This window comes from Sunxiuqinia sp. A32, from assembly GCF_052690465.1.
In genome coordinates, this window is sequence record NZ_JBQYLI010000013.1 from 23,736 (window position 1) to 37,786 (window position 14,051).

14 protein-coding genes and 1 tRNA gene are annotated in these 14,051 nt (G+C 38.0%); 13 read left to right on the plus strand and 2 right to left on the minus strand.

What is annotated here, in order from left to right; all coding sequences use genetic code 11:
- Positions 1–260: 260 nt before the first annotated feature.
- A tRNA-His gene (locus tag ACUNWD_RS13700) sits at positions 261–334 on the minus strand.
- A gap of 99 nt (positions 335–433) precedes the next feature.
- On the opposite strand from ACUNWD_RS13700, the gene ACUNWD_RS13705 reads away from it, so the two are divergent.
- On the plus strand, positions 434–991 hold the full coding sequence (locus ACUNWD_RS13705; RefSeq protein ID WP_445588389.1) for a molybdenum cofactor guanylyltransferase: 558 nt from the start codon (positions 434–436) through the stop codon (positions 989–991).
- Positions 992–1,020: 29 nt separating this feature from the next.
- Here the strand turns inward: ACUNWD_RS13705 and ACUNWD_RS13710 are convergent, their stop codons facing one another.
- Complete coding sequence (locus ACUNWD_RS13710; protein WP_445588390.1) at positions 1,021–1,710, minus strand: Crp/Fnr family transcriptional regulator; 690 nt, start codon at positions 1,708–1,710, stop codon at positions 1,021–1,023.
- A 139-nt stretch (positions 1,711–1,849) separates the two neighbouring features.
- Between ACUNWD_RS13710 and sqr the strand changes: the two genes are divergently transcribed.
- The 12 genes from sqr to ACUNWD_RS13770 all read left to right on the plus strand — a co-directional run bounded on the left by sqr (position 1,850) and on the right by ACUNWD_RS13770 (position 13,883).
- Positions 1,850–3,088, plus strand: a complete 1,239-nt coding sequence (gene sqr, locus ACUNWD_RS13715; RefSeq protein ID WP_445588391.1) for a type III sulfide quinone reductase, selenoprotein subtype — start codon at positions 1,850–1,852, stop codon at positions 3,086–3,088.
- Positions 3,089–3,091: 3 nt separating this feature from the next.
- Positions 3,092–3,754: a DUF1641 domain-containing protein gene (locus tag ACUNWD_RS13720; protein WP_445588392.1), complete on the plus strand. Its 663-nt coding sequence runs from the start codon at positions 3,092–3,094 to the stop codon at positions 3,752–3,754.
- 19 nt (positions 3,755–3,773) lie between these two features.
- Positions 3,774–4,085 carry a TusE/DsrC/DsvC family sulfur relay protein gene (locus ACUNWD_RS13725; RefSeq protein ID WP_445588393.1) on the plus strand — a complete coding sequence of 104 codons (312 nt, stop codon included), beginning with the start codon at positions 3,774–3,776 and terminating at the stop codon, positions 4,083–4,085.
- A gap of 17 nt (positions 4,086–4,102) precedes the next feature.
- Positions 4,103–4,606 (plus strand): DsrE/DsrF/DrsH-like family protein, encoded by a 504-nt coding sequence (locus ACUNWD_RS13730; RefSeq protein ID WP_445588394.1) that lies wholly within the window; start codon positions 4,103–4,105, stop codon positions 4,604–4,606.
- Positions 4,607–4,896: 290 nt separating this feature from the next.
- Positions 4,897–7,140, plus strand: coding sequence for a molybdopterin-containing oxidoreductase family protein (locus ACUNWD_RS13735; protein WP_445588395.1), 2,244 nt, complete (start codon positions 4,897–4,899; stop codon positions 7,138–7,140).
- Positions 7,137–7,670: a 4Fe-4S dicluster domain-containing protein gene (locus tag ACUNWD_RS13740; protein WP_445588396.1), complete on the plus strand. Its 534-nt coding sequence runs from the start codon at positions 7,137–7,139 to the stop codon at positions 7,668–7,670. The genes ACUNWD_RS13735 and ACUNWD_RS13740 overlap by 4 nt, the downstream gene beginning before the upstream one ends.
- Before the next feature lie 10 nt (positions 7,671–7,680).
- Entirely contained in the window at positions 7,681–8,622 is a 942-nt protein-coding gene (nrfD, locus tag ACUNWD_RS13745; RefSeq protein ID WP_445588397.1) for an NrfD/PsrC family molybdoenzyme membrane anchor subunit, read from the plus strand.
- Positions 8,623–8,645: 23 nt separating this feature from the next.
- Positions 8,646–9,242 (plus strand): YeeE/YedE thiosulfate transporter family protein, encoded by a 597-nt coding sequence (locus tag ACUNWD_RS13750; RefSeq protein WP_445588398.1) that lies wholly within the window; start codon positions 8,646–8,648, stop codon positions 9,240–9,242.
- A gap of 40 nt (positions 9,243–9,282) precedes the next feature.
- Positions 9,283–9,888 (plus strand): YeeE/YedE thiosulfate transporter family protein, encoded by a 606-nt coding sequence (locus ACUNWD_RS13755; protein WP_445588399.1) that lies wholly within the window; start codon positions 9,283–9,285, stop codon positions 9,886–9,888.
- 11 nt (positions 9,889–9,899) lie between these two features.
- Entirely contained in the window at positions 9,900–10,523 is a 624-nt protein-coding gene (locus ACUNWD_RS13760; RefSeq protein WP_445588400.1) for a rhodanese-like domain-containing protein, read from the plus strand.
- 232 nt (positions 10,524–10,755) lie between these two features.
- On the plus strand, positions 10,756–12,192 hold the full coding sequence (gene asnS / locus ACUNWD_RS13765) for an asparagine--tRNA ligase (RefSeq protein WP_445588401.1): 1,437 nt from the start codon (positions 10,756–10,758) through the stop codon (positions 12,190–12,192).
- A gap of 308 nt (positions 12,193–12,500) precedes the next feature.
- A complete protein-coding gene (locus ACUNWD_RS13770) occupies positions 12,501–13,883 on the plus strand; it encodes a DUF5723 family protein (RefSeq protein ID WP_445588402.1) in 1,383 nt (460 codons plus the stop codon).
- Positions 13,884–14,051: the final 168 nt, after the last annotated feature.

The window sequence follows — 14,051 nt, forward strand, 5'->3', positions numbered from 1 at the left end:
TTATATAAGTTAGTAGAGTAATTGCAACTTAAATATTTGTAATGCTCAAATATGATAAGGAAAGAATCTGTGATAAAATGTGATTGATACATAGGGTGAATTAATGTTTTTATAGTGTGTAGTTATCAGTTGTAGTAAAAATATAAATTATTTGATTAAAAGAAAATGAATTTTATTTTGTAGTTATAAAATTGATTTAGTTCAGCTGCGATTGGTGGAAAATAAAAAAGCCCTGTTGATAACAACAGAGCTTCTTTTTGGGTGGATGATGGGATTTGAACCCACGACCCCTGGAACCACAATCCAGTGCTCTAACCAACTGAGCTACAACCACCATATTTGCTTTATATGCTAAAGCGGGTGCAAATATAACATTTTTATTTTTTGAGCGATAAATTTTTTACAAATTTGATGAATATTTTTTGCAATTAAAATGGAAATATCCGGAATAATATTGGCAGGAGGGAAAAGCTCAAGAATGGGGCAGGATAAAGGTTTGATGGAATTCAATGGAAAGAAGCTTGTTGAATATGCTATTAAACTGTTGAACCCAATTTGTAGTGAAATTCTTATCATTTCAAATCAATCTGGATATGATGGTTTTGGTAACCAGGTTGTTTCAGATAATTTTCAAGGTTGTGGACCAATTGGAGGACTCGAAGCTGGATTAAAGAAAGTTGAAACAGATTGGAATATTGTAATTAGCTGCGATACTCCTTTTCTACAAAAGGAGTTGTTTGTTGAGATGATGAATGAAATTTCAAATCAGGATGCCATTATTCCAACTCACAGCAAAGGGATTGAGCCACTGGCTGGAATCTACCATAAACGTCTGAGTACTTTTTTTGAAGAAAAAATTAAAGCTGACGATTTAAAACTTCGGAAAATCATTAAAGAGAAGAATGTTTTTGTATTTGAAGCTCAAAAGCTTGTTCGTCAATTTCCAGATATATTTTACAATCTTAATTCTCCAGAGGACCTTTCCAGATAGAAATTCAAGACTCATTAATAGTAGTTATATTAACCGTGAGTTGATATATCTTCGAGCCTTTTCATGTCAATAATTTCAATTTCCTTTCCATAAATCTTGAGAATTTTGTCTTTTCTAAATTCAGACAGGGTCCGAATAACATTCTCGGTGGTCATTCCGATGTATTCAGCAATTTCTCTTCGCGATACTGGTAATGCAAAATCATTGTCATGGTATATTGTTTTTGAAAAGTATAGTAAGATATAAGCAATTCGTCCACGTAAATGTTTTTTCTTGATTTCCATATTGTCCAAGATGATTCGATCAGTTGCAGAACTTATCCGGTTCATCATGTCCAATGCAAATTGGCCATTTTTCTGTGCCATATCTTTAACCTCTTGCAAATCAAGTACGCAAGTGACCGATTCTTCAATTGCAGTTACTGAATAATTATAAGTGTCAGATGAGAAAACACTGAGCAAACTGACAAAATCGAAAGGCTTTGCAAAACTAATAATCTGGTCTTTTTCTTCACCATTCTTACGGGAAAGTTTTACCAATCCACTCTTTAAATAAATAAAGTCGAGGATAGGATCACCTTCACTAATTATGATTTCTCCTTTTTCATAATTCTTCTCTTGCTTATTCGTGCAGATCGTGTCTAAAAATTCTTCAGTCACGTGCGAAAAGAAGAGTGATTTTAATTGACATTGTTCGCAGCTACAGTTGTGTTTTTTCATTTTACCAACCTCTTTTCCATCCCCTAAAATAGTCAATTCATGTGATAAATATTATAACGTGATAATTATCATATTGGTTTATTGGTTGTTGTTGACACCCCTCCCTAATTTCACAACGAACAATAAAACATGCAAACCGATGAAACGAATTGTAATATTAGGTGCTGGAACTGCCGGCACAATGATGGCAAATAAACTGAGAAAAGCTTTGGATCGGGATGATTGGGAGATTACCATTGTAGATAAACACCGAACTCATTATTATCAGCCTGGGTTTTTATTTATTCCATTTGGAATATACAATAAACAGGATGTAATAAAACCAAAGGCCGATTTTTTTCCTGCAGGAGTAAAGTCCATTTTTTCCAGGATTGAAAGAATCATTGGGGAGGAGAATAAAGTGTTGCTTGAGGGTGGCAAAGTACTGAATTACGATTTTTTAATTATCGCAACAGGCACGCAGACTGTCCCTGAGGAAACTCCCGGATTAAAGGATAAACTTTGGTACAAAGAGATATTTGATTTTTACACTGTTGAAGGCTCTGTGGCTCTTCAGAAATATTTTAAACAGTGGGAAGGAGGAAAATTGGTTTTGTGTATTTCGGAACTTCCTTTTAAATGTCCGGTTGCTCCAATTGAATTTGTTTGTTTAGCTGATGCCTACTTCACAGAGAAAGGGATTCGTGACAAAGTCGATATTACCTATGTAACTCCGCTTCCCGGAGCATTTACAAAACCGATAGCTACCAAAATGCTGAGCGAGTTACTGAATGAAAAGAATATCAAGGTGGTTCCTGATTTCTATTTGGAAAGTGTTGACAATGATAAAAAAGTGATTAAGTCATATGATGAAAAAGAAATACCGTTCGATGTCCTCACTATTGTTCCGGTAAATATGGGCTCAGAAGTAATTGAACGAAGTGGTTTGGGCGATGATATGAATTTTGTTCCAACGAATAAGGAGACCCTTCAATCTGAAGCTTTTGAAAACATTTTTGTAATTGGTGATGCAGCAAATTTGCCAACATCAAAAGCCGGAAGTGTTGCTCATTTTGCAGGAGAAATCTTATTTGAAAATATGTTGAGTGCAATTGAAGGACGTCCATTGCTTGCTGAATTTGATGGACACGCTAATTGTTATATCGAAACAGGTTTTGGCAAAGGTGCACTAATCGATTTTAATTATGATACAGAACCACTTCCGGGTACGTTTCCTCTCCCGGGAATTGGCCCGTTTGGATTACTTAAAAACACGAAGATAAATCACTATGGAAAGATCATGTTTCGATGGATTTATTGGCACATTTTACTGAAAGGGAAAGAGTTACCGGTTGAGCCATTGATGACAATGGCTGGCAAGAAAAACGTCAATTCGTAAGGCATGGAAGAAAAAGCATTACAACAACAAGTACTGGAATTGAATCAAAAGGTTGATTTGTTGCTTGAATATGTGAATGAGCAGCGCTTAAAAACGAATCAATTGGAGGATTTATTTGCAGACCTTTCTATTGTTGGAAAGGACGTGTATGATACAGCTGTTGAGGAATTGGAAAACCGTCAGGTCGAGCTTGATCCGGACCAACTTAAAAGTGCAGGACTTCGTTTGCTTCGTAATATTGAAAATATGAGCAAAGCATTGGAAGCATTTGAAAGCATGGCTGATTTTATGAAAGATGCTTCTCCAATTGCGAACGAGCTAATTATTGAGTTTACCCATAAGATGCACGAATTGGATCAACGGGGTTACTTTGAATTTTTCCGTGAAACTGGACGGGTTTTTGACAACATTGTCTCACATTATAGCCCGGAGGATGTAACACACTTGGCAGATAATGTGGTGTCTATTATGGAAACAGTAAAGTCTATGACTCAGCCCGAAATGATGAACGCAATCAATAATGCAATTAAAGTATATGGTAGTATTGATACGGCAAATGTTCCACAATTTTCCATTTGGCAATTGCTAAAAGAAATGCGAAAACCCGAAATGAAAAGGGCAATGGGTTTTATGGTCGTATTTATGAGAAATCTAACATCAAAATAATAAACTAAAATCATAGAAAATGGCAGAGAAAAATTATGCAGGAAAGACTATACAAGTAACCGCTGATGGTTATTTGGTGAATATGTCTGATTGGACATTGGATGTGGCTAATGAATTGGCTGCAGAAGCAGGCATTGAATTAACTGATAAGCACATTGAGGTATTAAACTTTTTGCGCGAAAAGCAAGCTTCAGGCGAAACCCTAACGATTCGTAAAGTTGGGAAATCAGGGATTGTTGATATTAAAGGATTGTATCAACTTTTTCCAGGCGGACCATTGAAGATATCTTCACGTTTGGCGGGAATTCCAAAACCAAGCAGTTGTGTTTAATTTTAAATGATGTAGCAATGAGCGAATCAAAGGATTACCCATTAAAAAAAGTTTGTATCATTTGTGCCAAAGGAACAATAGAAGATGTATATGCAGCATTGATTATGGGAAATGGTGCGGTAATGGAAGGAATTGAGGCAAAACTGTTTTTTACTTTTTTTGGGCTGGATGCAATTACAAAAAAACAGATGAATAAGCTTAAAACAGGTACTGTTGGAAATCCGGCAATGCGAATGCCTGGAGGATTGCCTTTCCCAACTTTGCTTGGTGCGATTCCGGGAGTTGAGGCGGGTGTTTCAGCAATGATGAAAAAGCAAATGGATGAACTGGATATTCCACCTGTAGATGAGTTTTTTGATATGATCACTGCAGGAGGTGGTGAAATATATGCCTGTAAATTAGCAGCAGACATGTTTAAGCTCACAAAAGATGATTTGACGGAACATGTTCAAGATATTATTACTGTCGGTGAATTTTATGCGATGTCTGGGGGGGAAGGAACACAGATAATATTCACCTAGGATTTGTGCTGTTTGAGAGTGAGCGCTGGATTTGGTTATCCAGCGCTTTTTTTGTTCTAAGGTTGATATATTTTTTAAATCATTCGAATTTATTATTCGAATATTGTAATTTGTATTTGATTTAAATAAAGAGCAAATATTTGTAATTGAATTGAGGATCAATATATTAAGATATATGCATATTTATATTAAATCTAAATTGGTTTCGAATATATAGATATGCACTTTATTATATATATAAATATTCGTATTAAATTAAATTTGCAGTTAATAAACAAAACAAAAAAAACATGGCTCAAAAACGTCGTGATTTTATAAAAATTTCTTCATTAAGTGCTGCAGGACTTATATTTGGAGCACAACAACTCCGATCGACAATTCCACCCTATTCGAATTCAGAATTGGGCGATTTTGGTCCAATGGATTTAAAACGAACTCCTACATATTGTGAGGTTTGTTTTTGGAAGTGTGCAGGTTGGGTTTATAAAGATGAAGATGGTAAAATCAAAAAGATAATTGGTAACGATGATGATTCGAATTGCAACGGAAGGCTCTGCCCTCGCGGTACCGGCGGCGTTGGAATGTACAATGATGAGGATCGTTTGAAGTCTCCACTCATTCGTGTTACCGATGAAAATGGAAATCAAACTTACCGTGAAGCAAGTTGGGACGAAGCATTGGATGTAGTTGCAAAAGGGCTGCAAAAAGTGAAAGATGAACATGGCGCTGAATGTACTGCTTTGTTTACTCACGGTTCGGGAGGTCATTATTTAGGTGATTTATTAAAAGCATTTGGTTCTGGTAATATTGCTGCTCCTTCTTATGCGCAGTGTCGTGGACCAAGAGAAGTAGCCTTTATTGCTACCTACGGAGAAGGATTAAATTCTCCTGAGCCAACAGATATTCGCGATACCCGTTGTTTGGTATTGATCGGTTCTCACTTAGGTGAAAACATGCACAATGGGCAGGTTCAGGAAATGTCAGATGCTATTGACAAAGGTGCATCTATCATCACTGTCGATCCGCGGTTTTCTACAGTAGCAAGTAAATCAAAGTTTTGGCTGCCGATTAAGCCGGCAACAGATATCGCCTTACTGCTTACCTGGATCAATGTCATTATTGAAAACGATTGGTACGATAAAGAGTACGTTGAAAAATACACCTATGGATTTGAGCAGTTAAAAGCTCATGTGAAAAGTTATACTCCTGAGTGGGCATATGGAATTACTACAATTAAGCCAGACGTGATTCGGGAAACTGCTCGCGAAATGGCAAATGCTTCTCCTTCTGTTATTATTCACCCAGGAAGACATGTCACCTGGTATGGAGATGACACGCAACGTTTGAGAGCAGTTGCTATATTAAATGCATTGTTGGGATCATGGGGACGAAGAGGAGGTTTTTACGTGCCTGAGAAAGCATCGGTGCCATCACATCCACATCCGCCATTTCCAAAACCAACTCGCACTTGGCGTGACGCAATGGGGGGAAAATATAAATTGGCAGACCTTGCCTTGGCCTCTGGGGTTTGTGACGCAACAATTCCATCGCCTGACCTTGATTGCAGTATCAAAGCGTGGATTGTAAATGGTACTAATCTGATCATGACATTACCTGATCAGAAAAAGACCTTGGAAGCAATTCAAAACCTTGATTTCATGGTCGTAGTTGATACCATGCCAATGGAGATTACCGGTTATGCAGATGTTGTTTTACCAGAGTGTACTTATCTCGAACGTTGGGATGACCTTCGAATTGTTCAGGGGAGGGAACCAAACATTGCACTTCGAATGCCCGCGGCAGAACCAAAATACAATACAAAACCTGCTTATTGGATGGCAAAAGAACTATCCAAGAAGATGGGATTGGAGGAATATTTTTCATGGGAGACTTTTGAAGAAAAGTTGGATTGGGAATTGAAACAAATTGGATCTTCTTTGGAAGAAATGAAAAGAATAGGAGTTAAAAACTTTCCTCGGGAGTATAGTGGTTTGTATTATAAGGATGGTGAAGATGTAGAATTTTATACAAATACAGGGAAAATTGAACTTTATTCAACAGTCCTAGCTGAAGAAGGATTTGATCCGATGCCTGTTTACAATGCTCATATGGAACCTCCAGCGGGATACTATCATTTAAATTATGGTAGAGCACCAATGCATACATTTAGTCGTACTTCAAACAATCCAAATCTTACTGATTTGATGGATGAGAATGTAGTTTGGGTAAATCCAAAGGTCGCAAAACAATGGGGACTCTCGAGTGGTCAGCCTATCTATTTGCAAAACCAGGATGGCGTGGTATCTGATTTCGCTGTGAAAGTTCGCGTGACTGAACGCATCCGCTTTGATTCGGTTTATATTGTTCACGGATTTGGACATGCAAACAAAAAATTGAGTCGTGCATTTGGGAAAGGCGCCAGCGATTCACAACTAATAACCCGGGTGTTAATGGATCCAATAATGGGTGGAACAGGAATGCGCGGAAACTTTGTGACATTTCGATTTGAAAAAGAAAGTGAGGTGCAATCATGAGATATGCAATGGCCATTGATACGAAAAAATGCGTGGGTTGCGGAGACTGCGTAGTAGCGTGTCAGACAGAAAATAATGTGCCAATTGGTTACTGTCGCGACTGGGTCGTTGAGGTAACCGATGGAACATATCCTCAGTTGGAGATCGAGATTCGATCAGAGCGTTGTAATCACTGTGATAATTCTCCATGCGTGCGTTGCTGTCCTACTGGCGCAAGTCATTATGTAGATGGTGGCATCGTAAAAGTAACCCCTCACGAATGTATCGGTTGTGGTGCTTGTATTGCGAGTTGTCCATATGATGCACGTTATGCCCACCCTGACGGATACGTTGATAAATGTACATTTTGTGATCATCGAATTAAGCAAGGGCAGCAACCTGCATGTGTGGCTGTGTGCCCAACTAAATGCATGTATTTTGGCGATTTGGATGATCCAAACAGCGATGTTTCTAAAGTATTGAAAAAACGAAAATATAAAACCTTAATTCCTGAAGCAGGAACAAAACCACAGGTTTATTATTTGATCTAAAACTGAAAAGATGAGAGAAGAAATTATTACCAGCGGACGGTTAAACCCGAACATTGATCCACATTTGGAAATCTGGCACTGGCAAATTCCCCTTTATCTTTTTTTGGGTGGTTTAGCAGCAGGTATTCTGTTTTTTGCCTCGCTTTATGTGATTTTGGGAAGAGAATCAAAATATGCTGGAGCTGTGCGCCGCGCACCTATCATTGTCCCATTTTTATTGGTCATTGGCTTGGGCGCTTTGTTTCTTGATTTACGTCATAAACTTTATTTTTGGCAGCTTTACACAACTATAAAACTTCAGTCGCCAATGTCATGGGGAGCCTGGACTTTAATGGCAATTACTCCAATCTCAATTATTTGGGTGTCTATTCATATTCAGGAATTTTTTCCGAAATGGCAATGGAAGAATGTGGTTTTGGTTGAATTGAATGACTTTTTTCTACAAAATAAGAAAGGACTTGCCTGGGTGACTGCGACGTTGTCGATCATTCTAGGTATTTACACCGGTATCCTATTATCGGCTTTTAATGCCCGACCACTCTGGAATACCTCAATTTTGGGGCCACTGTTTTTAACATCAGGTCTGTCAGCTGGTGCTGCAGCCATCATCTTATTTGCAAAAAGTAAGAAGGAACGTCGGTTGTTTTCCAAGATCGACCTTCTATTGATTGTTATTGAGTTGTTTTTGGTCATCCACATGTTTATGGGGTTTAAAGCCAGTACTCAGGTGCAGATTGATGCGGTGGATATGTTTTTAGGAGGGCCATATACTGCTCCGTTTTGGATTTTTGTAGTGGTTATTGGAATGGTTTTGCCGGCAATCCTCGAAATAATGGAATTGAGACACAAGAAAATTCCAGTTTATATTCCGGTAGTGTTAGTTCTTTTTGGGAGTTTGATGCTTCGGTTTATAATTACTTACGCCGGGCAAATGAGCCGCTGGTTGTACTAGGTAGTCGACAGGTCATTCCGAACTTGATTCGGAATCTCCATCCATTATATATCCTGAAACAAGTTCAGGATGACAGTAAAAAACAAATTGAAAAACAATATAATATGAAAGAACCTAAAAAATATATGAATCCATATCTTGGCGGAGTATTGCTGGGATTGGTGCTAATTGTAGCTTTCTGGGTGTCAGGTCGTGGGCTTGGAGCCAGCGGTGCGCCTAAGGCGGCACTTGTTGCGGGGATTGAGACTATTGCTCCTTCCCATACTGAAAGTGCACTTTTTTATCAAGAGTATAAAGCGGCTCATGCTCATCCATTAAAATCATGGTTGGTATTTGAGATGTTGGGAGTGCTTGTCGGTGGTTTCTTGTCCGGAGCACTTGCTGGACGTTTAAAGTTTAAAGTTGAGAAAGGACCAAACGTAACAAGCAAAATTCGAATTATTTTTGCTGTATTAGGGGGAATTCTGTTTGGTTTTGGCTCGCAATTGGGGAGAGGCTGCACCAGTGGATCTGCTTTGACCGGAATGTCTGTTCTTTCAGCAGGAGGGTTTGTTACGATGGCAGCTATTTTCGGAACTGCATTTGCGTTAGCTTACTTCGCCAGAAAACTTTGGCTTTAAAATGAAATCAATCAGTAAATCACTCATTCAATTATAAATTATGGGACCACTAATTGTAAACGAAATAATTTCTCCAAATACAAACTTTTTCATTGCCTTTTTAATTGGAATCGGCTTCGGTTTCGTATTGGAAAGCAACGGATTTTCATCCAGTCGCAGGTTGGCTGGAATGTTCTATGGTTACGATACTACCGTTCTAAAAGTGTTTTTTACTGCTGCAATCACCGGAAGCATTGGTTTATTGTTTATGAGCCTTTTTGGATGGATCGATTTAAGCTTTATTTATATTAATCCTACGTTCTTATGGTCGGCTATTGGCGGAGGAGTAATTATGGGGGCAGGTTTTATCCTTGGAGGATATTGCCCCGGAACTTCCTTTTGCGCTGCTGCAATTGGAAAACTTGATGCATTGGCATTCATTGGAGGAATTTTCCTTGGAATACTCATTTTTGCCGAAGGTTATCCTATCTGGGAAGGATTTTACAAAGCCCAGTTTATGGGAAATCCTCTTTTAAGTGATTGGCTAGGTTTATCACGAGGCATGCTTACCTTCTTGATTGTTCTGGTTGCCCTGGGCATGTTTTGGGTTGGTGAATGGGCTGAGAAGAAGTTTGCCCGCTCTGATTATCAAATTAACCAAAAGTAAAATTTAGTAGCATGAGACCAAGATTAATATTAGCAAGTGTTATAATACCTTTGGGAATGATTATAGCTGCAGTTCCCGAGAATACAACGAAACCCTATAAACTGACTGCAGAACAACTGTTGGATGAAGTAAAAGAAGGCTTGCAATTCGTTCATCCGGATCAGGTTGCAGATATGTTGGTTCAAAAAGATCCAAGCCTGCAATTGATTGATGTACGAAGCAGTACAGATTTTGAAAAGTTTAGCTTGCCAGGGGCAATCAATATTCCACTTGAAAATTTGCTTTCCGAAGATTATGCTGATTATTTAAATCAGGATGTGAAGTTGAATGTGTTCTATTCTAACAGCTCCAACAAAGCAAATGAGGCATGGATGATTACTCGGCAGTTAGGATACAAAAATAACTATGTTTTGCAAGGTGGATTGAATTACTGGGTAGAGACAGTAATGAATCCTGAGAAACCTGCAGAAGGCAGCCCAAATGAGGAATTTGCCAAATATGACTTTAGAAAAGGTGCTAGTTCTGCATTAGGCGGTGGAGCAATTGCGCCGGCAGAGAATACAGCAGGTGCTCCTGCACCATTGCCGTCTATTTCAAAAAAGAAAAAGAAGAAAGGCGTCCAGGGAGGATGTTAGAATTTTATGGGGAAGAAAACCAAATACTGAGGACTGTCTGAAAAGGCAGACTTTTTTTATGAGCAAACGGCATTGATTTTCGTATTTTTTAATTTGAAAATTATATCAAAATTATCTTTTCGGCTCGAATGGTTTTTCATGTCTCATCTTTCATGTTTTTCAGCAGAAAAATGTACTTTTGCCTTTCATTATTTAAGCATAACGATAAAAAATCTGCAAAAGTTAAAACAACATGAAACGACTTAAGATTAAAGAAGTATTGACCGGAAGCCAAAAAGGTCAGCAAGTGTTGGTAAAAGGATGGGTACGAACCAAACGTGGTAGCAAGAATGTAAATTTCATCGCGTTGAATGATGGCTCTACTATTAATAATTTGCAGGTTGTTGCTGATGTTGAGAAATTTGGAGAAGACTTTTTAAAAGATATAAATACCAGCGCTTCGTTGGCAGTAACTGGTGATTTGGTAGAATCTCAGGGAAGTGGTCAGGCTGTTGAGTTAAATGCTACTGAAATTGAAATTTACGGAAAAGCTGATCCTGAAAAATATCCTATTCAACCTAAAAAACATAGTTTAGAGTTTTTGAGAGAGAATGCCCATTTGCGTTTTCGTACTGCCACATTCAGTGCTGTGTTTCGTATTCGCCATGCTATGGCTTTTGCGATTCATAAATATTTTAACGACAAGGGATTTTACTACATGCATACGCCCATTGTCACTGCTTCGGATGCAGAAGGGGCAGGGCAAATGTTTCGTGTTTCTACATTGCCTGCAGTAAATCCTCCTATGACTGAGGAAGGGGAAGTGGATTACTCTGAAGATTTCTTTGGACGACCAACAAACCTGACTGTTTCAGGGCAATTGGAAGGCGAGCTTGGAGCAACTGCGCTGGGCGAAGTTTATACGTTTGGGCCTACTTTTCGGGCTGAAAATTCCAATACAACTCGTCACTTGGCTGAATTCTGGATGATTGAACCGGAAATGGCATTCTATGATTTGACAGATAACATGGATTTGGCAGAAGAATTCTTAAAATATTTAACCAAATACGCACTGGAAAACTGCATGGACGATCTTAAATTTTTGAGTAACCGTTTGCAGCAGGAAGAGAAAAATAAGCCACAGGATCAACGTTCAATGGAGTTGGTTGAGAAATTGAACTTCATTGTTGATAATGACTTCGTTCGTTGCACGTATACCGAGGCTATCGACATCCTAAAGAATTCAAAACCATATAAAAAGGGTAAATTCCAATTTCCTGTAGATTGGGGAACTGACCTTCAAAGTGAGCATGAGCGCTACCTGGTAGAAAAGCATTTTAAAAAGCCAGTGATCTTAATTGATTATCCAAAAGACATTAAGGCATTCTACATGAAACAAAATGCCGATGGAAAGACAGTTGCGGCAATGGATGTTCTGTTTCCACAAATTGGCGAAATAATTGGTGGTTCGCAACGTGAAGAGGATTACGACAAGCTTTTAGCACGTATGAATGAAATGGATGTTCCTGCAGAAGAAATGTGGTGGTATATGGATACTCGTCGTTATGGAACGGTTCCGCATGCTGGTTTCGGATTGGGTTTTGAACGTTTCATTTTATTTGTAACTGGAATGGGTAATATTCGTGACGTAATTCCATTCCCACGGACTCCTAAAACTGCTGAATTTTAGGAAAGTTCTTACAAAGCGGGGATATGCTGTTTGTTATTTGAAAGAAGGTTAAATGAAATTTAATCTGTCACTGATAATAAAAAATCAGGATCGCAGTTGAATAGTTAGCGGTTGGACAGTTATTAGGTACATAACAAACAAGTTAAGAGTCGAAGATATAAAATTTGACCAATTGGGTTTATTTTATAGAATTAATGCCACAAAAAAGCCTTTAAGGAATGAAAGTGATTTTTGTCAAGCACATATTTTCCCTTCTTTTAATTTTTCTATTGTCATACTCAATTGGGAAATCCCAATCAAGTTTGGTGATGTATAACACGCATGAGCTTTTTAATTCATCCAATTATAATCCGGCTTTTTTATCTTCAGACGAAAAATTCACCTTCAGCATTTTCCCATTGGCTGGGATGAGTGCTAGTTTAAATGATCAAGAGGCATTGAGAAAAGTTTCGGACCTGCTGTTCTTTGACGAGATCAATGAAGGAATGAAGGATATTTTTAAAAGTATGGTGAATAAACGGCTGTTTTATCAACACGGAGAAGCCGCTTTGTTAAACTTTGGATATCATGATGATTTTGGCTCGTTTAGCTTCGTAATTAAAGATCACGTTCGATTAATGGTTGATTTTAAAGGTGAACTTTCAAAATTTTTAATGAATAGTGTTGACCTGTCCACCAGACTTGATTTTGTTCAGGAATTTCCGGCCGAGGCTATTCATTTTCGGGAATATAGTTTGGGTTATTCAAAAGAAATTGTCGAGGACAAATTTTCAATAGGAGCCAGAGCAAAATTGTTATTTGGGAAATCTTTTATTTCTTCACAGGTAGCTGCATCTGCTGTTGAAAGCGAGGGCAATTTCTATGTTGTTTCCCAAGGGACATTAGATATTTCAGTACCTGCCAAGCGGATTACAGACTCAAATGGTCAGTTTGTTCGTTTGGATCCGTTTGCTACCCAGTCGATGGTTGATTATGTGATGAATGCTAAAAATACTGGTATTGCCTTTGATTTGGGGGCGAAATATATGATAAATCCATATTGGGAAGTATCAGCAAGTGTTATTGATCTCGGAAATATTAAATGGAACAATAACTTGCATAAGATGGTTTTTAATGGTGCGTATGAGTTGGACCCTAGTGATGTTTTGGTATCGAGCGTTGATGGAGTTAATATTATCTCTAAACGGAATACTGATGTTTCTCTGGAAGATGATATTTCTGATTTGTTTGGAGTACCGGAGGTTAGTGATGCGAAATATTCAGGAGCAATACCTGCCTCGTTTTATGTTGGCACCAACTATCATGTGAATTCTAGCTTGCATCTTGGGCTTGTGGACAGACTTGTAAAATATGGAGAGTTAAGCTACAATAGTCTTGCCTTAACTGCAAATTATAGATTAGATAAGCGTTTTACGTTGGTTTCAGGCTATTCTGCTTATGGAAATTCATTTATTAATATTCCACTTGGGATATTTTATAAGTGGAATTCGGGGCAGGCGTATATTAGTTCAGACAATTTGGTGTCAATAGTTGCACCATCTGTTTCCGACTTCATTGGCATTTCATTCGGGGCTTCATTTTACATTTTTCGACCTAAAATGAAGTATGACCGTATTTATTATCTTCCTTTTTTTAAGAAAAAGAGAAAAAGAAACACAAATCAGAAAGGTTTAATCTTCAAAGCAGAATAAGCTTTTCCTGACTTATTTGAGGGGCTTTTTTTTTGAAAAGCGAAAATTCAATTTAGTTTCTCAGGATATAATTCAGACTCGACTTACTCAGGTTATCTCACAACTAAGGAAGTTCACTTTAATTTTATGTATGATACATTGTATCCTCTTTTTGGTAAATTAAAGTAT